Source organism: uncultured Roseovarius sp. (assembly GCF_947489715.1).
Lineage (GTDB): Bacteria > Pseudomonadota > Alphaproteobacteria > Rhodobacterales > Rhodobacteraceae > Roseovarius.
This window is the reverse complement of sequence record NZ_CANLER010000004.1, coordinates 232,787-255,300: the sequence shown is the minus strand read 5'-3', so window position 1 is coordinate 255,300 and position 22,514 is coordinate 232,787. Positions and strand designations below refer to the sequence as shown.

The window sequence follows — 22,514 nt, the reverse complement described above, 5'->3', positions numbered from 1 at the left end:
TCAGGACTTCGGACCGTCCCGGCGCTGCCGGTCACGATGCGTTACCAGACAGTCAATCAGCAGGCGCAGGCATTCGACCCGTTTGTTCTGCTCGGGATAATACAGGTAGAACGGCGGCAACGCGCGGGCATAGGGGTCCAGCACCGCCTCCAACTCACCTGACGCCAGGTGTTCCTCGGCTGTGGCGCGCATGGACCAGCCGATGCCATGCCCCTCGCGCGCCGCCTGTATGACCCCCAGCACGTGATCGAAAACCAGCCGCGCGGGTGGGTCGATCACCTTGTCCTGCCCATCCTCGCAAAACACCCAGTCCGCGATCCGGTTCGCCGTCGGCAGCTTGTAGCGAATGCAGTTATGCTCCAGCAGGTCACGCGGATGCTCGGGCCGACCTGCTCGGTCCAGATATCCCGGGGACGCGCTGAACACCGTTGCCAGCGGCCCGGTCAGGCGCACCGCCACCATATCCGGGCTCAGCACATCGCCCAGGCGGATGCCCGCATGAAACCCCTCGCGGTTGATATCCACCAGCTCCTCGTTCCATGAAAGTTCAAGATTGATGCCCGGATTATCGGCCTGAAACCGTTCCAGCACCGGTGCCAGCGCCGCCACATAAGCCCCGCGCGACAGGCTCAGCCGCAGCGTCCCGTTCAGCGATGCACCCACTTCGCGCGTCTTCTTGACCGCATAAATCATGTCCCGATAGGCCGGACCGGCCGCCTCGAACAGCACACGGCCCGCTTCAGTCAACTCGATGCTGCGCGTACTGCGGATGATCAGACCAACGCCCAACCTCTCCTCCAGCGCCTTGAGCTGCAGGCTGACCGCCGGTGCCCCCACGCCCAGAACATTGGCCGCCGCGCGCAGCGATCCCTCCTGAACAATCGTCAGGAACACTTCGATCCCGTGAACCGGTGCTCGCTCCATTATTTAGTATTACTAAATAGTATGTTTGATTTGCAACGCATTCCCAAACATTCCCACCCGAAATATCATCCCTGAACCGCGTATCCCACCTTCAACGCCGAGGCATACTGGATGATCATCACACGCCCCCAGCACATCCTGCGCGGCATAACCCTGATCATTGCGGCTGCGTTCACGATATCGGTGCAGGATGTGGTCTTCAAACTGTTCAGCAATACGCTGTCGCTGTGGCAGATATTCGCCGTAAGGGCAGTGCTGGCCTTCCCGCTCTTCGCGGCCCTTCCATGGTGGCGCGGCACCGGGCCGGGCACGCTCGGGAACGCGCTTCACAAATGGCCGATGGTGCGGGGGCTTTGCCTGACGCTGACCTTCATGGCCTTTTACGCGGCGATCCCGTTTCTCAGCCTCTCCACCGTGGGGGCTGCGAATTACACCGCGCCCATCTTCGTCACATTGCTGTCGGCCTTTGCCATCCGTGAGACTGTGGGTCCGCGTGGCTGGGTTGCGGTTTGCGTGGGCTTCGCGGGCGTTCTGATCCTGCTGCAACCGGGCACAGATGCATTCTCACCCTGGGCGGTGCTGCCCGTCATCGGCGCGTTTTTCTATGCCCTTGGCCATATCGTGACCCGTGTAAAATGCCAGGACATCCCGCTGGCCACGATGGCGCTGTCGCTGAACCTCATGATGCTGGCGGCGGGCCTGGGGGCAAGTGCGGTGCTGCTGATCTGGCCGCCCGACGCGGATCTGGCCCGCGCCTTTCCCAACGTCCTTGGCCCGTGGCAACCCATCGGCCAGACCGAGTGGCTGGTGCTGACGGTGCTGGCCGCGCTGACCGTCGCAATCGGCATGCTGCTGGCCGGGGCCTATCAGGCAGCACCTCCCGCGACCGTGGCCACCTTCGAATACAGCTATCTTCTGTTTGTGGCGTTCTGGGATCTCACTTTCTTCGCCGCCATGCCGGGCGGCACCACGCTGCTGGGCATGGCCCTGATCATCGGCGCAGGCCTGCTGGTGCTGCGCCGCCGGACGCCGACAGCACCGACAATAGACTAGGGTATGGTCTGCGCCGCGTAGCGGGACAAACCAGACGTTTGAGTTTGTCGCATCAAAGGGCAGCAGCCGACAGCGGGTGGACGCACTTGTCACGGCACAGCTGCAACTGTCTGTGGTGGTCAACGCCGCAGGTGTGATCCGTAGGGACGAGGAGTTGGACATCAACCTGACCGGCACCATGCGCGTCTGTACATCTGCACGGCCCGCGCTGGCAGCCAATAGCGGGTGCATCATCAACATCGCGTCGATGCACAGCTATTTCGGTGGCAGGCTGGTGCCGGGTTATGCCGCCTCAAAAGGTGGGATTGCGCAGCTGACCAAGCCGCTGGCCATCGCTTATGCACCCGATGGCATTCGTGTGAACGCGCTGGCACCGGGCTGGATTGCCACACCTCTCACGGAAAACCTGCAAGAAGATCCAGCGCGCAGCGCCGACATTCTGGCGCGCACCCCGATGAACCGATGGGGCCAGCCCGAAGATCTGGTGGGCCCCGCGCTGTTTCTAGCTTCGGAGGCGGCCAGTTTCATCACCGGAAAATTCTGAACGTCGATGGCGGATATGCCGCTGCATAGACACGAAAGGAAGCTCAATGCCACTGGTCAGTGAAGACGAAAACCCGCGTGTGTCCTACAAGCACCCGATGCCACCCGACGCTCTGCCGGACATCGTTGTGCAGGACGCTCTGTCTGAAGGCGATCCACGCATGTGGGTGCAGCAAACCGAGACTGTGTTTTTCCGCCCGCTCTGCCTGAATGTCTCTCAGGGCTATTGGATGAATCTGTTGAAGGTCACCAAAGCCGGTGTTCTATCTCGTCATCGTCACCCCAATCCGGTGCATGGCTTTGTGCTGAAAGGGCGCTGGCATTATTTTGAGCATGACTGGGAAGCCCGCGAAGGCAGCTATGTCTATGAGCCGCCGGGCGAAACACACACGCTGGTCGTCCCCGATGATGTGGACGAGATGATCACCTACTTTCAGGTAAACGGCGTAATGTTTACGTCGACCCGGACGGCAATCACCTTGGTTAAGAGGACGTATTCACCAAGATCGACATGTGCCGCGCGCATTTCGAAAAGGTCGGCCTGGGCGCTGATTACTTCAAAACCTTCATCCGGTAGATGTCATGAGCAACGTAAATTATGACTTCTCGAACCGCGTCGCTGTCATCACCGGCGGTGCGGCCGGAATCGGGGCCGAGATTGCTCGCCAGTATGCCAGTGCAGGGGCGAAGGTTGCGATCTGGGATCTCTCGGAACCGGAAGCCGCGCCCAATGGGGCGCTACATTGCAAGGTCGATATCAGCGATCCAACGCAGATTACAGCAGCCGTATCAGATACATGCGCGGCCTTCGGCGGTATCGATTTTCTATCGCATAATGCGGGCTTCGCCGGCCCGACTCTACCAGTGGTCGATAACGACCCAGCGACCTGGGCGAAGGTCGTCGAGGTCAACCTGACCGGCACCTTCTATCTAGCCCATGCGGTAGTCCCGGTGATGCAGGAAAAGGGCTTTGGCCGGATCGTCAACATGGCCTCGCTTGCAGGCAAGGAAGGTACACCCAATGCATCGGCCTATTCAGCGGCCAAGGCGGGTGTGATTGGCTTCACCAAGTCGCTGGCGAAAGAGCTGGCCCTGACCGACATCCGCGTCAATTGCATCGCGCCTGCCGCGGTCAAGACAGCAATTCTCGACCAGATGACACCGGAGTTCGTGCAGATCATGATCGACAAGTCTCCGATGAAACGACTGGGCACAGTCGAGGAAACCGCGCGGCTTGTCATGTGGCTGTCGTCTGATGATTGTACCTTCAACACCGGTGCGGTGTTCGACCTGTCAGGCGGACGGGCGACCTACTGATGGCACGCATTCGAAACTTCACGCTGTGGCCCGGACGAGGTCTCAGAAAAGGTTCCGGCGGAGCAATACGGATCGCTAGGCCTGCATGTAGGCCTCGAATTTTCGGAGGCTTACCTGCATGCGACCCGGAACCCGGAACCTGTGTTAGGCATCAATGAACGCTATCAGAATGCCAACGGAGCGTTTTCTTTGATTTCCTTCAGCACAAAGAACGTCCGAATTTGGCGGACGCCGGGCAAAGCGATCAGCATCTTGTTGTGCATGGTATTAAAGTCATTCATGTCGCTGACGCGGATTTTTAGAAGGTAGTCGAAGTCTCCTGCAACCAAGTGGCAGTCCAACAGTTCCTTCATGCCCGACACCGCTTCTTCAAAGGCAGCGAAGCTTTCGGGTGTTGAACGGTCCAAGACCATTCCCACCATCACCAAAGTTCCCAAATCAACCGACGACGGTTCTACTTGTGCAACAACACGCGAGACATGCCCTTCATCGAACAGATCCATTGCTGGCCATGCTTGGGATTGCGCCATGTCGGCAGGCGCTCGATATGCACTTGCTGGGCAAACTCTTCGAAGGTCGGGATGTCCTGCCGGGCATTGTAACGCGGGTTCAGCCCTTGCTTGGCCATGCGGCGGTATTCCAGCGCCCGCTCGCGGGCCATGTTGAGCGTGACGACATCTGCCCCGCCCAATCCGAAGTCCGTGCGCAGAGGCCCACCCTTGCGGTTCTTCTGACCTTTGACCGTCACCCGCACAATCCAACGCCGCGCGCCCGAGGGATCGACGACCAGATGCAACCCGCCGCCATCCCCATGCCGACCCGGCCCAAGGTTTTCAACCAGTCGTTTCGTCAGTTTGCCGCTAAGTGCCGCCATGTTCTATACCACAATTCATACCACCGAACGAAATGATGCAGGCGATATCGAAAGAAATCCAATAGAAGTCTATTTTCAAAAATTCGTATATAAATAAGGGCTATGCAGTATTCTGAATATTTCAAAGAAAATCTGATTTAGGGTAAAGTGGCGGAGCCGATGGGATTCGAACCCACGAGACCCTTCCGGGCCTACTCCCTTAGCAGGGGAGCGCCTTCGACCACTCGGCCACAGCTCCGCTGACCCGTCTAAACATCTGCGCCAAAGAGGGCAAGAGCAGAATTGGCCCAAAATACCCGCATTGCGCAGCTTGGATTTCCCGGCCGGGTTTATCCGGCGCGCGACCCCTTTATGCTGCTCGCAGGGAAGGTGAGTATGATTGAAAAACCTTTGCACGCCGGCAACATCGCGGTTGCCATAGCCAGCGCCGCCACCGCGGCGGATCTCAGCATGACCGGCGGTGCCGGGGCGGCGATCACGACCATGCTGTCAAGCGTGGAACTGTTCAAGAAATCCACCAAAGACCAGAAATACCTTGCCAAATCCATGGCAGCTGAAATGCAGGGCCACCTCGATCACGCGCACCTTACGCCCGACCGCAGAAAAATCATCGTGCAGATGCTGGAGAGCTTCCCACCCGGCAAAACCGATCTGGCCGCCGGGAACATGGACGCCCCGACCATCGCCGCCAACATGTGCGCGCAAATCAGGGCCACATCCGTGGACGACGCCCACCGCACCGCCATAGCACTTGAGGATTATGCCAGCATCCTCACCGCTACCCTGACCCCGTATCTTGAACCGCGGACCGAAGAACAGGCGATGTTGCAGGAGCTTCTGGCGCGGACCCGGGACACCGGTCAGCAAGACCGCCTGCACGACGAAGGCATTACCGAAAAGGCCATCATCCGGCTGGCGCAACGCATTGCCGGAGACACGGATGATCTGGGACAAGCGTGGCTGGAGCTGCAAAATGCCATCGATATCGCCGTACGCGTCCAGCAGGAGGGGCGCGTCACCTCGAACCACGGCGATTTCGTCGATGAAATGCTGAAACGCGTGGCGGACCTCGCGGCGGACGGTGACTATGCCAGCGCCAGCGCCGAGATCACCGAAGCCCTCGCCGCCGAGGACGCCACCCATCAGGCCCGCAAGACCCGTTTGCTGGAAAGCGGTATCGAGGTTGCGATGCTCCAAGGCGACGCCGCCCGTTCTGCTGAACTATTAGTGCAAAAGGCTGATCTTGAGGCGGGGGGACATGCTGAATTCGAAAACCTGCGCACACTTCAAGATAATTATTTCACTCAGGGACGCGACAAAGGGGTATCTGAATTCCTCAAAGTTTCCATCAATATTGCAAAGCTTGTTTTGGCACGCACCACCGCAGGGACGGAACGCGGCACAATACTAAATAACGTGGGCAATGCACTTGCGGTCCTAGGGCAATCGGAGATCAACACCAAATATCTGCTTGAAGCTGTCGAAAATTATAAATTCGCACTTGTGGAATTCCCACGTCACAGCCTTCCACTCAATTGGGCCGCGACACAGATGAACTTAGGAAACGCACTCACAAGATTGGGAGAACGCGAAAAAGACTCGCAGCAGCTGATCGAGGCCGTCACCGCCTATGAAAACGCCTTGCAGGAGTGGGCACGCGACCGCATGCCGCTTGATTGGGCAACGGCCCAAATGAACCTCGGTAATGTGCTTCAAGTAATCGGCGAGCGTGAAAATGATAGTGAGCGATTAACGCAAGCTGTCCAAGCTTACGAGAGCGCTCTAGAGGAACGTACGCGTGATCGTGCACCGCACGACTGGGCTTCAACACAGATGAATTACGGCCTTGCGCTCCGAATTTTTGGAGAGCGTGAAAGAAATACTGAACGCCTAAATCAGGCCGTACAGGCCTTTAAGAAGGCACTGCAGGTGTGGACACGAGACAACACGCCGCTCCAATGGGCAGCAACACTGATGAATCTCGGCACTGCGCTCCAGGCAATTGGAGCACTCGACGGGGACAAATATCGATTTGCAGAAGCGCGTGTTGCCTACGAAAGCGCGCTTAAGGAATATACTAGCAACCGCATGCCGCTCGATTGGGCAATGACCCAGTATAATCTTGCTAATTTGGAGTTGGCATTTTTTGACAATACCGATGACCCAACCCAACTGAATCAGGCAATGATCCATGCTGAAGCCGCGCAGGAGGTTTTTTCAACAGCAAAAGCCAGCTAATATCTGAGCATGGTCGACAATATCATCGCCAAAATCGCTGCACGGCGGGACGAGACTGGGGATGCCTGAGAGTGTTGACACGCAGTTAAGAAGTCTGCCGGACGCACTGTTAATCCGACAATTTACCGATCCCCGCACCGACGGAATACCGACAAAATACCGACGTTATACCGACACACCAAATCGGCCCCAAAGCCCTTGTTAACAAAGCGATTCGGGTATGGAGCGCGCTCACCCCGGAACGCGGCCTTAAGACCCTGGTAGGCCGGGGTTCAGCCCGGCACACCCCGGCCCCCTGATCAGGTGTTGAAAAGGAAGTGCAGCACGTCGCCATCCTTGACGATATAGGCCTTGCCCTCGGCGCGCATCTTGCCCGCTTCCTTCGCGGCCTGCTCCCCGCCAAGGCCGACGAAATCATCATAGGCGATGGTTTCGGCCCGGATGAAGCCCTTCTCGAAATCGCCGTGGATCACGCCCGCCGCCTTGGGGGCGGATGTGCCCGTCCGGATGGTCCAGGCGCGGGCTTCCTTGGGGCCCACGGTAAAGTAGGTCTCAAGATGCAAGAGCTCGTATCCCGCGACGATCAGACGGTCCAGCCCGGCCTCGGTCAGTCCCATTTCCTCCAGGAACATCTCGGCCTCGTCCGGCTCCAACTGGCTGATCTCTTCCTCGATCTGGGCCGAGATGACAACGCTCGCAGCCCCTTGTTCCTGCGCCATTTTTTCCACTTTGACCGAGAATTCATTGCCCGCTGCCGCACTGGCTTCATCGACATTACAGACATAGAGAATGGGCTTGGTGGTCAGAAGTTGCAGCCCCTTCCACGTCTTCGCATCCTCGGTATCCACATCGACGGTACGGGCAGGCTGACCGGCCTCCAGCGCCGCCATCGCGGCCCGCAAGAGGCGCTCCTGCTGCACCGCCTCCTTGTCGCCGCCGCGCACCTTGCGGACGATGTTTTGCAGGCGCTTTTCGATCGACTCCATATCCGCCAGCATCAGCTCGGTCTCGATGGTTTCGGCATCCGCCACCGGGTCAATCCGGCCTTCGACATGGGTCACGTCGCCATCTTCAAAGCAGCGCAGCACATGGGCGATGGCGTCGACCTCGCGAATATTGGCCAGAAACTGGTTGCCCAGCCCTTCGCCCTTGCTGGCACCCTTGACCAGCCCGGCAATGTCCACGAACGTCATCCGCGTCGGGATGATCTGCTTTGATTTGGCAATTTCCGCAAGCTTATCAAGGCGTTCGTCCGGCACGGCCACATCGCCGACATTGGGCTCGATGGTACAGAACGGAAAGTTTGCCGCCTGCGCCGCCGCAGTTTTGGTCAGCGCGTTGAACAGCGTCGACTTGCCGACATTGGGCAAACCCACGATTCCCATTTTGAAGCCCATCACCGGCCCTCCTATCCAGAATTGCGCGCATCTACGGTGCTGGGCCTTGCAAGGTCAAGCAGGGCATTGATTTCCGCCCACGTTTCGGCCAAACCCGGGGCGTTCAAGCCAAGGATACCCACATGACCCGCATCGACGCCAAATTCGCTGAATTGAAAGCCGCTGGCAAAAAGGCCTTCGTTTCCTATGTCATGGCGGGTGATCCGGATTACGATACCGCGCTTGAGATCGTCAAAGGCCTGCCCGCCGCGGGCGTCGACGTGATCGAACTGGGCCTGCCCTTTACCGATCCGATGGCCGATGGCCCGACGATCCAACTGGCCGGCCAGCGCGCGCTTGCGACCGGTATGACGCTGCAACGTACGCTGGAAATGGCAACCGAATTCCGCAAGGAGGACGACACGACACCGATCGTGCTGATGGGCTATTACAACCCGATCTACAATCGCGGGGTCGACACCTTCCTGGCGGATGCCAAGGCCGCGGGCATTGACGGGCTGATCGTGGTCGACCTGCCCCCCGAAGAGGATGAGGAACTGTGTATTCCCGCGCAGGCGGCTGGCCTCAACTTCATCCGCCTGGCGACCCCCACCACTGACGACAAGCGCCTGCCCAAGGTGCTGCAAAACACCAGCGGCTTCGTCTACTACGTCTCGATCACCGGCATCACCGGCGCAGCCGAGGCCGAGGCCACCGATGTCGGCCCCGAAGTCGCGCGGATCAAAGCCGCCACAGATCTGCCCGTGATCGTCGGTTTCGGTATCAACACACCGGAAAAATCCCGTGCCATCGCCAGCGTCGCCGACGGCGCCGTGGTGGGCAGCGCCATCGTCAGCCAGATTGCCCAGGGCAAGCCCGCCAGCGAGGTTCTGAGCTTTGTCAAATCCCTTGCGGACGGTGCCCACAGCGTTTGATAACCTGGGCCTGCGACGATATGTAACCCGCCCGATCCGGCGGGGTTTTTCGTTTGCAGTGGACAGCCCTTTCACAAATTGGTAAAAGATTCTAACCAATTTAAGCAAAGAGCCCCACCATGCCCGTGATCACCTGTGTTGACGATCTCAAGCGCATCTACGCGCGCCGCACGCCACGCATGTTCTATGACTATTGCGAAAGCGGCAGCTGGACCGAGCAAACATTCCGCGAAAACACCAGCGATTTCAGCGAGATACTTTTGCGCCAGCGCATCGCGGTCGATATGTCGAACCGCAGCACCGCGACCCAGGTGATCGGACAGGACGTGTCGATGCCGGTCGCGTTGGCCCCCGTGGGCCTGACGGGCATGCAATGCGCCGATGGCGAGATCAAGGCGGCCAGGGCAGCGGAAAATTTCGGCGTGCCCTTCACGCTGTCGACCATGTCGATCTGCTCGATCGAAGACGTGGCCGAGAATACGTCCAAACCCTTCTGGATGCAGGTCTACACGCTTAAGGACGATGATTTCATGCAGCGGCTTTTTGACCGCGCGAAGGCCGCGAATTGTTCCGCCGCCGTGATCACGGTGGATCTGCAAGTCCTTGGTCAACGCCATAAAGACTTGAAAAACGGCCTTTCCGCCCCGCCCAAACTGACCGTGAAGTCCATCGCCAACATGATGACGAAGGTGCATTGGGGCCTTGGCATGTTGGGCACCAAGCGGCGTTTCTTCGGTAATATCGTGGGCCACGCCAAGGGCGTCAGCGATCCCTCCTCGCTCAGCACGTGGACCGCCGAGGCGTTTGACGAAGCGCTCGACTGGGACCGTATTCGCCAGTTCCGTAAGATGTGGGATGGCCCGCTGATCATCAAGGGCATCATCGACCCGCGCGACGCGCTTGAGGCTTTGAACGTGGGTGCCGACGCTATCATCGTCTCCAACCACGGCGGGCGGCAACTGGACGGGGCGCTGTCGGCCATCCGCGCCCTGCCCCAGATCATGGATGTGGTGGGCGACAAGATCGAAGTGCATCTCGACAGCGGCATCCGCTCGGGTCAGGATGTGCTCAAGGCGGTCGCGATGGGGGCCAAGGGCACGTATATCGGCCGCGCCTTCGTCTACGGCCTGGGGGCGATGGGCGAGGCTGGCGTGACCAAGACGCTTGAGGTGATCCACAAGGAACTCGACGTGTCCATGGCCTTCTGCGGTCATCGCAATATCAGCACGGTGGATCAGGATATCCTCATGATCCCCAAGGATTTTTCCGACCGCTGGCAATAGGCCAGGCGATCAAATACACCCCAGATTGTGATTTGCCCTAGGTAATGCAGCCAGAGGCTGCAATAATGGAACTCCGATTGTTTTTTCATTGGAGTTTCACATGGGATTTCCCCGATTGATCGGAGCGTTATTTTTCGCGCTCGCCACCGCGCCGGTTCAGGCCCAGACCGTTTATGTCGATCAAGGCAGTTCATGGACGCAAAATCTGCGCGTGCAATATTACATCCAGGATCAGGGTTCGCGGATCATGCCGATCGCCTGGATGCGCGCGCTCAACCAGACCGATGGCACGCCGTTTCTGGACGGGTCGCTGGAACGGTACGGCTACCTGCCGCTACCCGGCAGTGGTGAATCTGATCTGCCCGTCGGCTTTACAACCAATGGCACCGGTGCGGACATGGCGGTGGGCATGACCTGTTCGGCCTGCCACACGCGCCAGATCGACGTGAACGGCACCAACTACCGCATTGATGGCGGCCCGGCCATCGTTGATTTTCAAAGCTTCCTGAAGGATCTGGATGATGCTGTTCTGGCGCTTCTGGCGGATGAGGAAGTCTTCAACGATTTTGCCGAAAAGGTGCTTGGCGGTGGGGCGGACGCCTCAAGCGTCACAGCGCTCAAGGCACAGGTCATCATCTGGAGCAACCGCTATCATACCCTGATCGACCGGTCCCTGCCCGATCCCGCCTGGGGTCCGGCGCGGCTTGATGCTGTCTCGATGATTTTCAACCGCCTGACGGGCCTCGATATCGGACCGGAAAGTGATGATTACCTGATCCCTGAAAACATCGCTGTGGCCGACGCCCCGACACGCTATCCCTTCTTATGGAACGCGGCGAAACAGGACTTCACCCAATGGCCGGGATTTGCCGAGAATGGCAATGATCTCTTTGGCTTGTCCCGCAATCTGGGTGAGGTTTACGGCGTCTTTGGCGAATTCCACCCGCAACCCAGATCAAGCCTTCTGTTCAACCGCGATTATGTCTCGGTCAACTCGGCCAACTGGGAAGGTCTCAAACTGCTCGAAGACTGGCTTTGGGACATCGGCGCGCCCCGCTGGCCCTGGGAACTTGACGAGGCGCTGGCCTTTCAGGGGGCGGCCATTTTCAACCTGCCCGCGGCCAATGGCGGATGTGTCGAATGCCACGGCAAACGCAAAGGCAAATGGCGGCAACCGTTCAAAGCCACCTATGCGACGCCGATCCTTGATGTCGGCACCGACCAGCGCGAATGTCAGATCCTGACCCGCATTGTGAAAACCGGATCGCTGGAGGGCGCCAAGATACCGATTGTCGGCAAACGCCTTGCGGCCCAGGCGCCGGCGTTCGAGGTGCTGGCGACATCCGTTCTGGGCGCGATCATCCAGCATTCGGCCTCTTTCCTCAGCGACGAAAGGCTGGCCGAGGCCCGTGGTAACTCCGAAAGCCCTGATCAAATGACCGACGATCAGCTTCTGAAGGAGTTCGACGAACTGCGCCGCGCCTTTCCGATCGACACCGACTTGACCGAAAGCGCACCGGGGTCTGCGGGATGCAAATACGAGGCGCGCGTGCTGGATGGCATCTGGGCCGCGGCCCCTTACCTGCATAACGGCTCGGTGCCCTCCCTGGCTGAATTGCTGAAAAAGCCCGAGGATCGCGTGACCGCGTACACACCCGGCCCGAACTATGACATCGAAGCCGTCGGCATGGCCACACAGCAAACGGTATTCGACCATGAGATCAAGCTGACCGGTTGCGACGATAACGCCTCGGGTAACAGCAATTGCGGGCATCCCTATGGCACGACACTGTCCGAGGAAAACAAGCGCGCCCTGCTTGAATATCTCAAGTCGATCTGATTGACAGACGCCCGCCCCGGTCTACTCAATCGGGGCGGGCAGGCCCGCATGGAAAAAGGGGCGAAACAGCCTGTTTTTTAGCCTTTCCAAGCTTATCAATCTCGTCTATACGCGCGGCTTCACGTGGGGCTACAGCCTTGGAGGAGCCCCACCCTAACCTATGGAGAATTAACATGGCTGGAGAAGTACCTGATCTTCACGCCCAGGAACGCACGGGGACGGGCAAGGGCGCCGCTCGTGCTGCACGCCGCGAAGGCATGGTTCCGGGTATCGTATTTGGGGGCGATGTCGATCCGCTGCCGATCAATATTCCGTTCAACAAGCTGCTTACGTCATTGAAAGCAGGGCGTTTCAAGTCAACGCTCTTCAACCTCAAGGTTGATGGCCACGACGATGTACGTGTGATCTGCCGTGACGTTCAGCGCGATGTCGTCAAAGACCTGCCAACGCATCTGGACCTGATGCGCCTGCGCCGGACCACCAAGATCAACCTCTTTATCAATGTCGAATTCATCAACGAAGAGGAATGCCCGGCACTCCGCAAAGGTGGCGTTCTGACAGTGATCCGGAACGAGGTTGAGCTGATCGTGACAGCCGGTGACATCCCCGAGCAGCTGACCGTCGACCTGACGAAACTGGAAGAAATCGGCGATACCATCACCATCTCGGATATCGAAATCCCTGCCGGTGCCAAGCTGACCATCACGGACCGCGACTTCGTGATCTGTAACGCGGTAGCGCCGTCGGCTCTGAAATCTGCGGATGACGAAGAAGAAGATACAGATGCAGCCGAAGTGCCCGTCGTTGGTGACGACGAAGAGGGCGATGCAGAGGCCGAGGGCGGCGAAGAGTAACTCTCTGACCTCACTGCATAATCATTCAGAACGCGGCCCCGATCAGGGCCGCGTTTTTCGTGGCAACGGGTTGCTCAGACCAAACCGGGCGATTGATTCCAACGCGCGCCCCGCGTAGACCACCGGCAGTAAGAAATAGGGCAACGTCAATGCAACTGATCGTAGGTCTGGGGAATCCTGGCCCCAAATACCTGAAAAATCGCCACAATATCGGCTTCATGGCGGTTGACCAGATTGCCGATGATCATGGCTTTGGCCCGTGGAAGACCAAATTTCAGGGGCAGATTTCCGAGGGCCGCCTTGGCCGGGAAAAGGTGCTGCTGCTCAAGCCCGAAACCTTCATGAACCTCAGCGGTCAGTCGGTGGGCGAAGCCATGCGCTTTTACAAGCTGACGTCTGAGGATGTCACCGTCATTCATGACGAAATCGACCTCGCCCCCGGTAAGCTGCGCGTCAAGCAGGGCGGCGGCCATGCCGGGCATAACGGCCTGCGCTCGGTCCACCAGCATATCGGCGACACCTATCAGCGGGTCCGGCTGGGCGTTGGCCATCCCGGTCGCAAGGAACTGGTGCCGCATTACGTTTTGCAGGACTTTGCCAAGGCCGATGCCGATTGGCTGGACGACCTGCTGCGCGGCATTGGCGACGGTGCCGTGCATCTGGCCGAGGGGGCGAATGACCGGTTTCAGAACGCGGTGGCACAGCGCGTCGCCCCGGCCCGCTCCTCGACCTCAAAACCCCAACCGAAGCCCGATGCAAAACCCGCGCCCCAGCCCGAGGTGGAACCCGAAGACACGCGCAACCCGATGCAGCGCTTGCTCGACAAGTTTCGCTGACACCAATTGGAAAAACCTGCGTGGGAAACCGCCGCGTCACCCTGTTAAGTTTTCATGCGGCGGGGTAGTCTTGCCTGATGTCGAAATAGGTGTTTTCCGACCGGCAAGGACAAGGGGCAGAATTGCGACGACTTCTGAAATGGCTGGGCCGCGCCGCGCTGGCACTGGTGCTTGCGGCACTGGTGATCGGCCTCTGGAAACGGGAAGAGATCACACGGCTCATGGCCGTGAACTCGCTCTTCTCCGAAGGCAAGATCGTCAGCAATTTCTCACATATGGACCGGGCGTTTCTGACGCTTGGCGTTGCACGCGGCGACGGGCCGGTTAGCCCCCTGCCCCGTGGGGCTGAAATGACCTTGCCCGAGAGCACTGCGGATTGGGTGCGCGACCGTTCCGTGACGTCGCTACTGGTGCTGAAAAACGGCAAGATTGTACATGAAAGCTACTATCTTGACACCGCGCCCGAGGATCGGCGGATCGGATGGTCGATGGCAAAAAGCTTCTTGTCTGCCCTCTTTGGGATTGTTCAAGCCGAGGGGGTCATCGCATCATTGGACGACCCGGTCACCCGTTATGCTCCAGCGCTGAAAGGTAGCGCCTATGACGGGGCAAGTATCCGCAATGTGTTGCAGATGACCAGCGGTGTCACGTTTGACGAGGACTATCTGGATTATCATTCCGACATCAACAAGATGGGTCGGGTTCTGGCCCTTGGCGGGTCGATGGACGGGTTTGCCGCCGAACTAAAAGCACGCAATGCCGAACCTGGCACGGAATGGAAATATGTCTCGATCGACACGCATGTATTGAGCATGGTGATCCGCGGCGCAACCGGGCGAAATATCCCCGAACTGATGTCCGAAAAGGTGATCGCGCCCCTGGGGTTGGAGGCAGAGCCGTATTATCTGGCCGACGGGCGCGGGGTGGCCTTTGCCCTGGGCGGGCTGAACCTAACAACGCGGGATTACGCCCGGTTCGGACAGATGGTGGCGCAGGGAGGGCACTGGCAGGGGCAACAGATCGTGCCGGCGGACTGGATTGCGGCCTCGACCATCGCCAGCGCCCCGACCAAGCCCGACAAGATCGGCTATGGCTATCAGTGGTGGATTCCCAAAGGGGCCTCCGATGGCGTGTTCATGGCCCGCGGGATTTATGGGCAATATATCTATATCGACCAGATCCGCGATGTGGTGATCGTCACCACCGCCGCCGACCGGCTGTTTCGTGAAAGCGGTGTGAGTGACAGCAACGTCGCGATGTTTCGCACGATTGCCGAAGCGTTATGAGGACGCTAGGCTGATCCCCAAAGGAGTTGCCTGATGACCCAGAAAGAACCGGCGATAAACGTGCTTGGCGGAACGCTGGAAAGCTGTTCAGACGATCCGATCACAGGATTTTTCCGCGACGGGCATTGCAATACCTGCACCGAGGATCGCGGAAGCCATACGGTCTGCGCGCTGATGACGGCCGAATTTCTGGCCTTCTCGAAATACGTTGGCAATGATCTCAGCACGCCCCATGCCCAATTCGGATTTCCCGGCCTCAAACCCGGCGATCAATGGTGCCTGTGCGCCGCGCGGTTCCTTCAGGCCCATGACGAAGGGTGCGCCCCGCAGGTTCGGCTGGAGGCCACCCATGAACGCGCGCTCGACATCGTCCCGCTGAATATCCTGCAACAACACGCCCCGGCATGACGACCGCAAGGCAAACGCACCGCTAGCGGATCATCCGGTCAACTTTCGTCCGATAACAGCCGGTCTGCTTTCTTGCGGACCAGAACCGTTCGCAGATCGTGCATCGCCAGCAAAAGCGCGTCGGTCACCTCTTCCAACTGTTCGTCCGTTGCTTTCGATTGCACCCAATGCGTCGTGGTGTTCAGGTAATCAACCGCCCGGTGAATATCGTCAATATCGCGATATTCCACCAATTCCAGCCGCTCGGCCATCCACTCCTCGATCACCTCCAGATCGCGCGAGCTCAGCTCACGTTCGCCATGAGGTTTGATTTCGCCCTTGCGGATATTGACCACCGCGATCTGGTCCATGTCGATCCGGCGCTGCCGGTTCTCGGTATCCACCCGAAAGACAAAGGCACCGTTTTCGCGCACCCTGAAATAGTATTCCGGCAGATCCCCGGCCATAGGGCGCCCTCCTTGTCCAGCTTGCGCAGTCCTTCTTGTGCTGCGTTGCGGGTAACGTAGCCGAGCGACCGGGAGGGGGAAAGCCCTGCCAACACAGAAAAGCCATTCGCCAAAGAAGGCACGCTCATGCCGGGTACTCACCATGCAAAAAGAGGGCCCCGAAGAACCCTCTTTCATAGCATTAAGTAGAACAAATCTGGCCTATGTCAGGCTGGCGCAGAATTTCTGGATCCGCGTGCAGGCTTCTTTCAAAGCCTCATCCGAGGTCGCATAGCTGACCCGGAAATTCGGCGAAAGCCCGAAGGCCGCGCCAAAGACGACCGCCACACCGGTTTCCTCCAGAAGCGCCGTCGCAAACGCCTCGTCATTTTCAATGACCGTGCCGCGCGGGCTGGTCTTGCCGATCAAATCCGCGATGGACGGATAGACATAGAACGCCCCCTCGGGCGTGGGGCAAACGATCCCTTCGGCCTCGTTCAGCATCTTCACCACCAGATCGCGGCGGCGTACGAAAACCTCGTTATTCGACGCCAGGAAATCCTGCGTACCGTTCAGCGCCTCAACCGCTGCCCATTGGCTGATGGACGACGGGTTCGACGTGCTTTGCGACTGGATCTTGCGCATCGCCGCGATCAGCTTCTCCGGGCCCGCCGCATAGCCGATCCGCCAGCCGGTCATGGCATAGGCCTTGCTGACGCCATTGCAGGTCAGCGTGCGATCATAAAGCTGCGGTTCGACCTGTGCCGGTGTGCAGAATTCGAAATCGCCATAGGCCAGATGCTCGTACATGTCATCGGTCATGATCATGACATGGGGATGACGCAACAATACGTCGGTCAGCGCCTTCAGCTCATCCCAGCTATAGCCCGCACCGGTCGGATTCGACGGAGAGTTGAAGATGAACCACTTGGTTTTGGGTGTAATCGCCGCTTCAAGCTGATCAGGGGTCAGTTTGTAACCCGTCTGCATCGACGCTTCGGCAATAACCGGCTCACCCCCGGCCAGCAGCACCATATCGGGGTAACTTACCCAATAAGGCGCCGGGATCACCACTTCATCGCCCGGATTCAGCGTCGCCATCAGGGCGTTGTAAAGGATTTGTTTACCACCTGTACCCACACTGACCTGCGCTGGCACATAGTCCAGCCCGTTTTCACGTTTGAACTTGGTGCAAATCGCTTGTTTCAACTCAGGAATGCCATCCGGGGCCGTGTATTTGGTTTTGCCCTCTTCGATGGCGCGGATACCGGCGGCCTTGATATTGTCCGGCGTGTCGAAATCCGGCTCGCCCGCACCCAGGCCGATGACGTCCTCGCCGGCGGCTTTCATTTCGTTGGCCTTGGTCGATACGGCAATGGTCGGCGACGGTTTGACGCGTGATAGTGTCGCGGAAAGCAGGTTCATCGGGGCCTCCGGTTTGTAAAGAGTATACGCACCTCTTAGGTTGCGCGCGAAGACGGATCAAGCAGGATCGCAGGAAAGGAAGATTTTATGAACGCCGAAAGCACCGAACATTGGTTTGACCCCCAAGCCACAACCTTTGGTGACCGCGTGGCAGGGGCCCGTGAGCAGGCTGGGATGACTCAGGCAGAGTTGTCAAAGCGTATGGGTATCAAGGTCAAAACCCTCAAAGCGTGGGAAGACGACCTATCGGAACCGCGCGCCAACAAACTGTCGATGATGGCAGGGCTTTTGAATGTGTCTTTGCCTTGGCTTTTGACCGGCGAAGGCGATGGCCCTCTTGCCCCGGGCGAAAGAGGCTGGCTATCGCAGGATGCGGTCAGTGTCCTGGCGGAAATCCACGATGTCCGCGCCCAACTGGCAACTTCGTCCGGGCGTCTGGCCCGTCTCGAAGACAGCGTACGTGACATGCTCAGGGCAGAACCGGTTGACTGAAGACCGGCAGACGCGCCTGAAACGTCTGCACATGCGGTCGATGCGGCGCGGCATCAAAGAGATGGATATCATCCTCAGTCGCTATGCCGAAGCCCGGCTGGCGCATCTGGATGCCGCGCAGCTTGACGATTACGATGCGCTATTGTCGGAAAACGATCAGGATCTCTATCAATGGGTGACGGGACAGGTTCCCGCCCCCCATCGCTTTACCGCGCTGTTAGCGGATATTTCCGACACCGCGCTGGCCCCCAAGTAACCAAAGCTCTATGGCACCGGATCGGGCGGGCACCCGCACCAACCCGGCCAGTTGACTGATGCTGCGTCACAATCGGTGCTGTCTATGGCTTTGGCCCATGCGACGTGGGCATGCGCCGCAATTTCCGGCCAAGCTGCGCTTCGCGATAAAGCATGAAAAGCCCGCTGCCCACGACAATCGCCGCACCGGTCAGCGTGACCGCATCCGGCCATTCGCCAAAGACCAGCCAGCCCAGCACCAGCGCCCAGATCAGACCGGTATAGCGGAAGGGTGCCACAAAGCTGATTTCACCCACACGCATCACCATGACCGAAAACAGATAGCCGCCAATGATCATCAACGATGCGCCCAGCGTCAGCGCCCCTGCCCTCAGGTCCATCGCCACCCAGTCCCGGTTTAGACTGGCGAGTCCGAACACCACCATGATCGCGATAGAGGTGACCCACGTGACCAGCATCGACGGCGTTTGCGCCGACAGTTTTCGCGTGGTCAGATCGCGCAGCGTGACAAAGGCCACCGCCGCCAACCCGTATAGCGAATAGCTGTTGAATCCTTCGGCTCCGGGTCGCACGATCAGCAATACTCCGACAAATCCGACCAGGATCGCCGACAAACGGCGCCAGCCAATCGCCTCTTTGAAGACAAGAGCAGCCATCAGCGAGATGGTCAGCGGCAGCGCCTGCAAGATCGCGGTCACATTGGCTAGCGGCATGTTGAACAGCGCGGTCAGAAAGAAATAGGCCGCCCCGATCTCGGCCACGGTGCGCAGGCCGATGAAAAACAGATCACGGGCGGGCAGCCGCAAGGTCAATGCCTGCATCTTCCAGGCCATGCCCCCCACAGTAATCGTCGTGATCACACCGCGTAGGAACAGCAGCTGAAACAGCGGTATCTCACCAGCCAGCATTTTCATCATCGTATCATTGAGGGTAAAGGCCGCCATCGAGGCCATCATCAGCAGCGCACCGGTCAGATTGTCGGATCGTGCCATGCAGGCCCCCAAAGTTTGGCCGTCACGCGTCGGCTCCCAACGTTCTGTCCTATTCTGGTGAGCGGGGCAATCCGTTCAATCCGATGGCTTCGGCAGCACAGTGCGGGCTGATCAAAGGTCGCGCATCGGTCGCAGCACGTGAACCGTACGAAACCCACGTACAAAACGTACGTAGTTTACGAAACTCCGATATCGCCTAGCGCGCCATCCGTGCCACTTTTTCGCGGCAGGGACACGTTATCAGGTGGTCATTGACCAGCCCACAGGCTTGCATGAAGGCATAGACAATTGTCGGTCCGCAAAATTTGAACCCTCTTTTCTTCAAATCCTTCGAAATTTTTTCTGATAATTCGGTCTTTGCAGGCACGTCCGCAAGCGTCGCAAAGCTGTTTTGAAGCGGGTGACCACCGACATAATCCCAGAGGTATTTGTCAAACCCTGTTTCGGCTTCGATCTTCTGCCATGCGATAGCATTTGCGATTGTCGCCTCGATCTTTCCACGGTGCCTGATGATGCCTGGATTCTCCAGCAGTCGCGCCACCTCATCCTCACCCCAATCGGCGATAACATTCGGGTCAAAGCCCTGAAAAGCCTCGCGAAAATTATCTCTCTTTTTCAAGATCGTGATCCAGCTCAGCCCGGCCTGAAACCCGTCGAGAATCAGTTTTTCCCACAACGCACGGCTATCATATTCCGGCACGCCCCATTCCGTATCGTGGTAGGCGATATAGATTTCCTCGCTGCCCACCCAACCGCATCTCTCTGTCATCATGTCTCCTGGAAATTTGAGTTCGCGCCAAAATGTTTCAAATCAGCCGTTTAACGCATCATTAGCGCGAATGTCGCAGCCTGTGAACCAAGTGATTCCGGAGACCTCTATGGAACATACATCCACTTGGGCCGATATCCCGGCCGGGCATGACAACCCGCTTTCCTACGCGGTGACTGCACGCGACCGCACCGTGATCGACATGGTGAATCAGGCGGTCAAGCACAAGCAGGTTATGCTGGCTTTTCAATCAGTTGTGCCCGCAACACGCCAAAGCAAACCTGCTTTCTACGAGGGGTTGATCCGCATCCTTGACGAAACCGGTCGCATCATTCCTGCATGCGATTTCATTGGCGCGATCGAGACAACTGAAACCGGACGCGTGATTGACTGTCTTGCGTTGGAAAAAGGCATCAACACCCTGTCAGAGCACCCTGATCTGCGTCTGTCGATCAATATGTCCGCACGGTCGATTGGGTATAGCCGCTGGGGGCGTATCCTCAAACGTGGTCTGGCAAAAGACTCAACCCTGGCTGAACGTCTGATCCTGGAAATCACCGAAAGTTCCGCCATGCTTGTGCCGGAACTGGTGGTCGGTTTCATGAGCGAACTGCAACAAAAGGGCATCAGCTTTGCCCTTGACGATTTTGGCGCAGGCTACACAAGCTTCAGATATCTAAAAGACTTCTTCTTTGACATCCTGAAGATTGATGGCCAGTTCATTCGTGGGATAGCGCGCGATGCAGACAACCAGATTCTGACAGCGGCGCTGGCATCCATTGCAGAACAATTTGACATGCTGACCGTGGCTGAAAGCGTTGAACAGCCCGAAGACGCCGATTTTCTGACCCATATGGGGATCGACTGTCTTCAAGGTTACTATTTCGGTGCCCCAACAGTAAATCCTCCCTGGCTTGATAAAGGTCTGGCGCAAGCCTCCGCCTGACTGTCGCAAACCTGCGGTTGCTGCCCTCCGACACCTGCGGTATGACAACCAGGAGATGCGGGGGTTTTCAGCGGCCACAGACAAGTGCCGCGTTTACTCCCGTGCGCTTTGCAACCGCCTGGTGGAGGAAAATCATTGACCAACGTAGTAATTGCATCCGCGGCCCGTACCGCGGTCGGATCCTTTGGCGGCTCGTTCGCCAACACGCCCGCCCACGATCTGGGCGCAGCCGTCCTTGAGGCCGTCGTCGAACGCGCCGGTATCGACAAATCGGAAGTATCCGAGACCATTCTGGGTCAGGTCCTGACCGCAGGCCAGGGCCAGAACCCTGCCCGTCAGGCCCATATCAATGCCGGTCTGCCCCAGGAAAGTGCCGCCTGGAGCATCAATCAGGTCTGCGGGTCAGGCCTTCGCTCGGTCGCACTTGGCGCCCAGCATATCCAATTGGGTGACGCCAACATCGTGGCCGCCGGTGGTCAGGAAAACATGACACTCAGCCCCCATGTCGCCCACCTACGCGCGGGCCACAAAATGGGCGATGTGAAATACATCGACTCGATGATCCGCGATGGCCTGTGGGATGCCTTCAACGGCTACCATATGGGCCAGACCGCTGAAAACGTCGCCGAAAAATGGCAGATCAGCCGCGAGGCTCAGGACGAATTCGCCGTCGCGTCGCAGAACAAGGCCGAGGCCGCGCAGAAGGCCGGTAAGTTCCAGGATGAGATTGCAGCCTTCACCGTCAAGACCCGCAAGGGCGATATCGTTGTCGATGCTGATGAATATATCCGCCACGGCGCCAATATCGAAACCATGCAAAAGATGCGCCCTGCTTTCACCAAGGATGGCAGCGTCACAGCCGCCAACGCCTCGGGATTGAACGACGGTGCTGCCGCCACACTGCTGATGAGCGCGGATGAAGCCGAAAAGCGCGGGATTGAGCCACTCGCCCGCATCGCCTCCTACGCTACTGCCGGTCTTGATCCGGCGGTCATGGGCGTGGGCCCGATCTATGCCAGCCGCAAGGCATTGGACAAGGCGGGATGGTCAGTCGATGATCTGGACCTGGTTGAAGCCAACGAAGCCTTTGCCGCGCAAGCCTGTGCCGTGAACAAGGACATGGGCTGGAATCCCGACATCGTGAACGTGAACGGTGGTGCGATTGCCATCGGCCACCCAATCGGCGCTTCGGGTTGCCGGGTTCTGAACACACTGCTTTTCGAAATGAAGCGCCGCGACGCCAAAAAAGGTCTGGCGACGTTGTGCATCGGCGGCGGCATGGGTGTCGCCCTCTGCGTCGAACGCCCCTGATTTCTGAACGATTCGTACGAAAACCGGGGGTGCCATCAAGGTGCCCCCAAGCTTTCTAAACAGAGATACGCCGCATGGTGGCAATTTTAAGCTGCGCTGCGGCAAATTGTTCGCGCAATAATATTGCGCATC

General features: G+C 58.5%; 23 protein-coding genes, 1 tRNA gene and 1 pseudogene. 16 read left to right on the top strand and 9 right to left on the bottom strand.

From position 1 onward, the window contains the following. Positions 1–924, bottom strand: a complete 924-nt coding sequence (locus Q1B27_RS12990) for a LysR family transcriptional regulator (RefSeq protein WP_299848197.1) — start codon at positions 922–924, stop codon at positions 1–3. A gap of 111 nt (positions 925–1,035) precedes the next feature. On the opposite strand from Q1B27_RS12990, the gene Q1B27_RS12985 reads away from it, so the two are divergent. The 4 genes and pseudogenes from Q1B27_RS12985 to Q1B27_RS12970 all read left to right on the top strand — a co-directional run bounded on the left by Q1B27_RS12985 (position 1,036) and on the right by Q1B27_RS12970 (position 3,837). Continuing rightward, on the top strand, positions 1,036–1,977 hold the full coding sequence (locus tag Q1B27_RS12985; protein ID WP_299848195.1) for a DMT family transporter: 942 nt from the start codon (positions 1,036–1,038) through the stop codon (positions 1,975–1,977). 61 nt (positions 1,978–2,038) lie between these two features. After that, a pseudogene (locus Q1B27_RS12980) lies at positions 2,039–2,521 on the top strand (SDR family oxidoreductase); the annotation flags it as partial. A 46-nt stretch (positions 2,522–2,567) separates the two neighbouring features. Then, entirely contained in the window at positions 2,568–3,122 is a 555-nt protein-coding gene (locus Q1B27_RS12975; RefSeq protein ID WP_299848193.1) for a 2,4'-dihydroxyacetophenone dioxygenase family protein, read from the top strand. Then, complete coding sequence (locus tag Q1B27_RS12970; protein WP_299848191.1) at positions 3,103–3,837, top strand: SDR family NAD(P)-dependent oxidoreductase; 735 nt, start codon at positions 3,103–3,105, stop codon at positions 3,835–3,837. The genes Q1B27_RS12975 and Q1B27_RS12970 overlap by 20 nt, the downstream gene beginning before the upstream one ends. Before the next feature lie 164 nt (positions 3,838–4,001). Here the strand turns inward: Q1B27_RS12970 and Q1B27_RS12965 are convergent, their stop codons facing one another. From Q1B27_RS12965 to Q1B27_RS12955, 3 genes are all read right to left on the bottom strand, one after another. Beyond that, positions 4,002–4,340 carry an Lrp/AsnC ligand binding domain-containing protein gene (locus Q1B27_RS12965; RefSeq protein WP_299848189.1) on the bottom strand — a complete coding sequence of 113 codons (339 nt, stop codon included), beginning with the start codon at positions 4,338–4,340 and terminating at the stop codon, positions 4,002–4,004. Further along, on the bottom strand, positions 4,292–4,711 hold the full coding sequence (locus Q1B27_RS12960; protein ID WP_299848187.1) for an Arm DNA-binding domain-containing protein: 420 nt from the start codon (positions 4,709–4,711) through the stop codon (positions 4,292–4,294). The genes Q1B27_RS12965 and Q1B27_RS12960 overlap by 49 nt, the downstream gene beginning before the upstream one ends. Positions 4,712–4,859: 148 nt before the next feature. After that, positions 4,860–4,949, bottom strand: a tRNA-Ser gene (locus tag Q1B27_RS12955). Positions 4,950–4,993: 44 nt separating this feature from the next. Here Q1B27_RS12955 and Q1B27_RS12950 point away from each other — a divergent pair. Beyond that, positions 4,994–6,949 (top strand): tetratricopeptide repeat protein, encoded by a 1,956-nt coding sequence (locus tag Q1B27_RS12950; protein ID WP_299848185.1) that lies wholly within the window; start codon positions 4,994–4,996, stop codon positions 6,947–6,949. Positions 6,950–7,248: 299 nt separating this feature from the next. On the opposite strand, the gene ychF is transcribed toward Q1B27_RS12950, so the two are convergent. Then, positions 7,249–8,346 carry a redox-regulated ATPase YchF gene (gene ychF / locus Q1B27_RS12945; RefSeq protein WP_299848184.1) on the bottom strand — a complete coding sequence of 366 codons (1,098 nt, stop codon included), beginning with the start codon at positions 8,344–8,346 and terminating at the stop codon, positions 7,249–7,251. Positions 8,347–8,468: 122 nt separating this feature from the next. Here ychF and trpA point away from each other — a divergent pair, with 122 nt between their 5' ends. From trpA to Q1B27_RS12910, 7 genes are all read left to right on the top strand, one after another. Further along, on the top strand, positions 8,469–9,260 hold the full coding sequence (trpA, locus tag Q1B27_RS12940) for a tryptophan synthase subunit alpha (RefSeq protein WP_299848183.1): 792 nt from the start codon (positions 8,469–8,471) through the stop codon (positions 9,258–9,260). Positions 9,261–9,379: 119 nt separating this feature from the next. Next, entirely contained in the window at positions 9,380–10,543 is a 1,164-nt protein-coding gene (locus Q1B27_RS12935) for an alpha-hydroxy acid oxidase (RefSeq protein WP_299848182.1), read from the top strand. 100 nt (positions 10,544–10,643) lie between these two features. Continuing rightward, positions 10,644–12,383, top strand: a complete 1,740-nt coding sequence (locus Q1B27_RS12930) for a di-heme-cytochrome C peroxidase (protein WP_299848180.1) — start codon at positions 10,644–10,646, stop codon at positions 12,381–12,383. A 173-nt stretch (positions 12,384–12,556) separates the two neighbouring features. Next, a complete protein-coding gene (locus Q1B27_RS12925; RefSeq protein WP_299848178.1) occupies positions 12,557–13,237 on the top strand; it encodes a 50S ribosomal protein L25/general stress protein Ctc in 681 nt (226 codons plus the stop codon). Positions 13,238–13,386: 149 nt separating this feature from the next. Continuing rightward, positions 13,387–14,073: an aminoacyl-tRNA hydrolase gene (pth, locus tag Q1B27_RS12920; RefSeq protein WP_299848175.1), complete on the top strand. Its 687-nt coding sequence runs from the start codon at positions 13,387–13,389 to the stop codon at positions 14,071–14,073. Positions 14,074–14,195: 122 nt separating this feature from the next. Continuing rightward, positions 14,196–15,359: a serine hydrolase gene (locus Q1B27_RS12915; protein WP_299848173.1), complete on the top strand. Its 1,164-nt coding sequence runs from the start codon at positions 14,196–14,198 to the stop codon at positions 15,357–15,359. A gap of 33 nt (positions 15,360–15,392) precedes the next feature. Then, a complete protein-coding gene (locus Q1B27_RS12910; RefSeq protein ID WP_299848171.1) occupies positions 15,393–15,767 on the top strand; it encodes a DUF2237 domain-containing protein in 375 nt (124 codons plus the stop codon). 38 nt (positions 15,768–15,805) lie between these two features. On the opposite strand, the gene Q1B27_RS12905 is transcribed toward Q1B27_RS12910, so the two are convergent. Both Q1B27_RS12905 and Q1B27_RS12900 read right to left on the bottom strand, forming a co-directional pair. After that, on the bottom strand, positions 15,806–16,213 hold the full coding sequence (locus Q1B27_RS12905; protein ID WP_299848169.1) for a hypothetical protein: 408 nt from the start codon (positions 16,211–16,213) through the stop codon (positions 15,806–15,808). Between the two features lie 201 nt (positions 16,214–16,414). After that, positions 16,415–17,617 carry a pyridoxal phosphate-dependent aminotransferase gene (locus tag Q1B27_RS12900; protein WP_299848167.1) on the bottom strand — a complete coding sequence of 401 codons (1,203 nt, stop codon included), beginning with the start codon at positions 17,615–17,617 and terminating at the stop codon, positions 16,415–16,417. Between the two features lie 87 nt (positions 17,618–17,704). Here Q1B27_RS12900 and Q1B27_RS12895 point away from each other — a divergent pair, with 87 nt between their 5' ends. Both Q1B27_RS12895 and Q1B27_RS12890 read left to right on the top strand, forming a co-directional pair. Further along, positions 17,705–18,109, top strand: a complete 405-nt coding sequence (locus Q1B27_RS12895) for a helix-turn-helix transcriptional regulator (protein WP_299848165.1) — start codon at positions 17,705–17,707, stop codon at positions 18,107–18,109. Beyond that, positions 18,102–18,365, top strand: a complete 264-nt coding sequence (locus tag Q1B27_RS12890; RefSeq protein ID WP_299848163.1) for a succinate dehydrogenase assembly factor 2 — start codon at positions 18,102–18,104, stop codon at positions 18,363–18,365. The genes Q1B27_RS12895 and Q1B27_RS12890 overlap by 8 nt, the downstream gene beginning before the upstream one ends. A gap of 82 nt (positions 18,366–18,447) precedes the next feature. Here Q1B27_RS12890 and Q1B27_RS12885 read toward each other — a convergent pair whose 3' ends face one another. Both Q1B27_RS12885 and Q1B27_RS12880 read right to left on the bottom strand, forming a co-directional pair. After that, positions 18,448–19,356, bottom strand: coding sequence for a DMT family transporter (locus Q1B27_RS12885; RefSeq protein WP_299848162.1), 909 nt, complete (start codon positions 19,354–19,356; stop codon positions 18,448–18,450). Between the two features lie 196 nt (positions 19,357–19,552). After that, entirely contained in the window at positions 19,553–20,125 is a 573-nt protein-coding gene (locus tag Q1B27_RS12880; RefSeq protein ID WP_299848161.1) for a DNA-3-methyladenine glycosylase I, read from the bottom strand. Between the two features lie 109 nt (positions 20,126–20,234). Between Q1B27_RS12880 and Q1B27_RS12875 the strand changes: the two genes are divergently transcribed. Next, entirely contained in the window at positions 20,235–21,071 is an 837-nt protein-coding gene (locus tag Q1B27_RS12875; RefSeq protein WP_299848159.1) for an EAL domain-containing protein, read from the top strand. Positions 21,072–21,206: 135 nt separating this feature from the next. Beyond that, positions 21,207–22,382: an acetyl-CoA C-acetyltransferase gene (locus tag Q1B27_RS12870; protein ID WP_299848157.1), complete on the top strand. Its 1,176-nt coding sequence runs from the start codon at positions 21,207–21,209 to the stop codon at positions 22,380–22,382. Positions 22,383–22,514: the final 132 nt, after the last annotated feature.

Coding starts and splice junctions, on each gene's coding strand:
- Q1B27_RS12910 (WP_299848171.1), top strand. CDS start 15,393: ATGACCCAGAAAGAACCGGCGATAAACGTGCTTGGCGGAACGCTGGAA.
- pth (WP_299848175.1), top strand. CDS start 13,387: ATGCAACTGATCGTAGGTCTGGGGAATCCTGGCCCCAAATACCTGAAA.
- Q1B27_RS12990 (WP_299848197.1), bottom strand. CDS start 924: ATGGAGCGAGCACCGGTTCACGGGATCGAAGTGTTCCTGACGATTGTT.
- Q1B27_RS12960 (WP_299848187.1), bottom strand. CDS start 4,711: ATGGCGGCACTTAGCGGCAAACTGACGAAACGACTGGTTGAAAACCTT.
- Q1B27_RS12965 (WP_299848189.1), bottom strand. CDS start 4,340: ATGGATCTGTTCGATGAAGGGCATGTCTCGCGTGTTGTTGCACAAGTA.
- Q1B27_RS12970 (WP_299848191.1), top strand. CDS start 3,103: ATGAGCAACGTAAATTATGACTTCTCGAACCGCGTCGCTGTCATCACC.
- Q1B27_RS12930 (WP_299848180.1), top strand. CDS start 10,644: ATGGGATTTCCCCGATTGATCGGAGCGTTATTTTTCGCGCTCGCCACC.
- Q1B27_RS12985 (WP_299848195.1), top strand. CDS start 1,036: ATGATCATCACACGCCCCCAGCACATCCTGCGCGGCATAACCCTGATC.
- Q1B27_RS12885 (WP_299848162.1), bottom strand. CDS start 19,356: ATGGCACGATCCGACAATCTGACCGGTGCGCTGCTGATGATGGCCTCG.
- Q1B27_RS12880 (WP_299848161.1), bottom strand. CDS start 20,125: ATGACAGAGAGATGCGGTTGGGTGGGCAGCGAGGAAATCTATATCGCC.
- Q1B27_RS12975 (WP_299848193.1), top strand. CDS start 2,568: ATGCCACTGGTCAGTGAAGACGAAAACCCGCGTGTGTCCTACAAGCAC.
- Q1B27_RS12925 (WP_299848178.1), top strand. CDS start 12,557: ATGGCTGGAGAAGTACCTGATCTTCACGCCCAGGAACGCACGGGGACG.
- Q1B27_RS12875 (WP_299848159.1), top strand. CDS start 20,235: ATGGAACATACATCCACTTGGGCCGATATCCCGGCCGGGCATGACAAC.
- Q1B27_RS12895 (WP_299848165.1), top strand. CDS start 17,705: ATGAACGCCGAAAGCACCGAACATTGGTTTGACCCCCAAGCCACAACC.
- Q1B27_RS12900 (WP_299848167.1), bottom strand. CDS start 17,617: ATGAACCTGCTTTCCGCGACACTATCACGCGTCAAACCGTCGCCGACC.
- Q1B27_RS12935 (WP_299848182.1), top strand. CDS start 9,380: ATGCCCGTGATCACCTGTGTTGACGATCTCAAGCGCATCTACGCGCGC.
- trpA (WP_299848183.1), top strand. CDS start 8,469: ATGACCCGCATCGACGCCAAATTCGCTGAATTGAAAGCCGCTGGCAAA.
- Q1B27_RS12905 (WP_299848169.1), bottom strand. CDS start 16,213: ATGGCCGGGGATCTGCCGGAATACTATTTCAGGGTGCGCGAAAACGGT.
- ychF (WP_299848184.1), bottom strand. CDS start 8,346: ATGGGCTTCAAAATGGGAATCGTGGGTTTGCCCAATGTCGGCAAGTCG.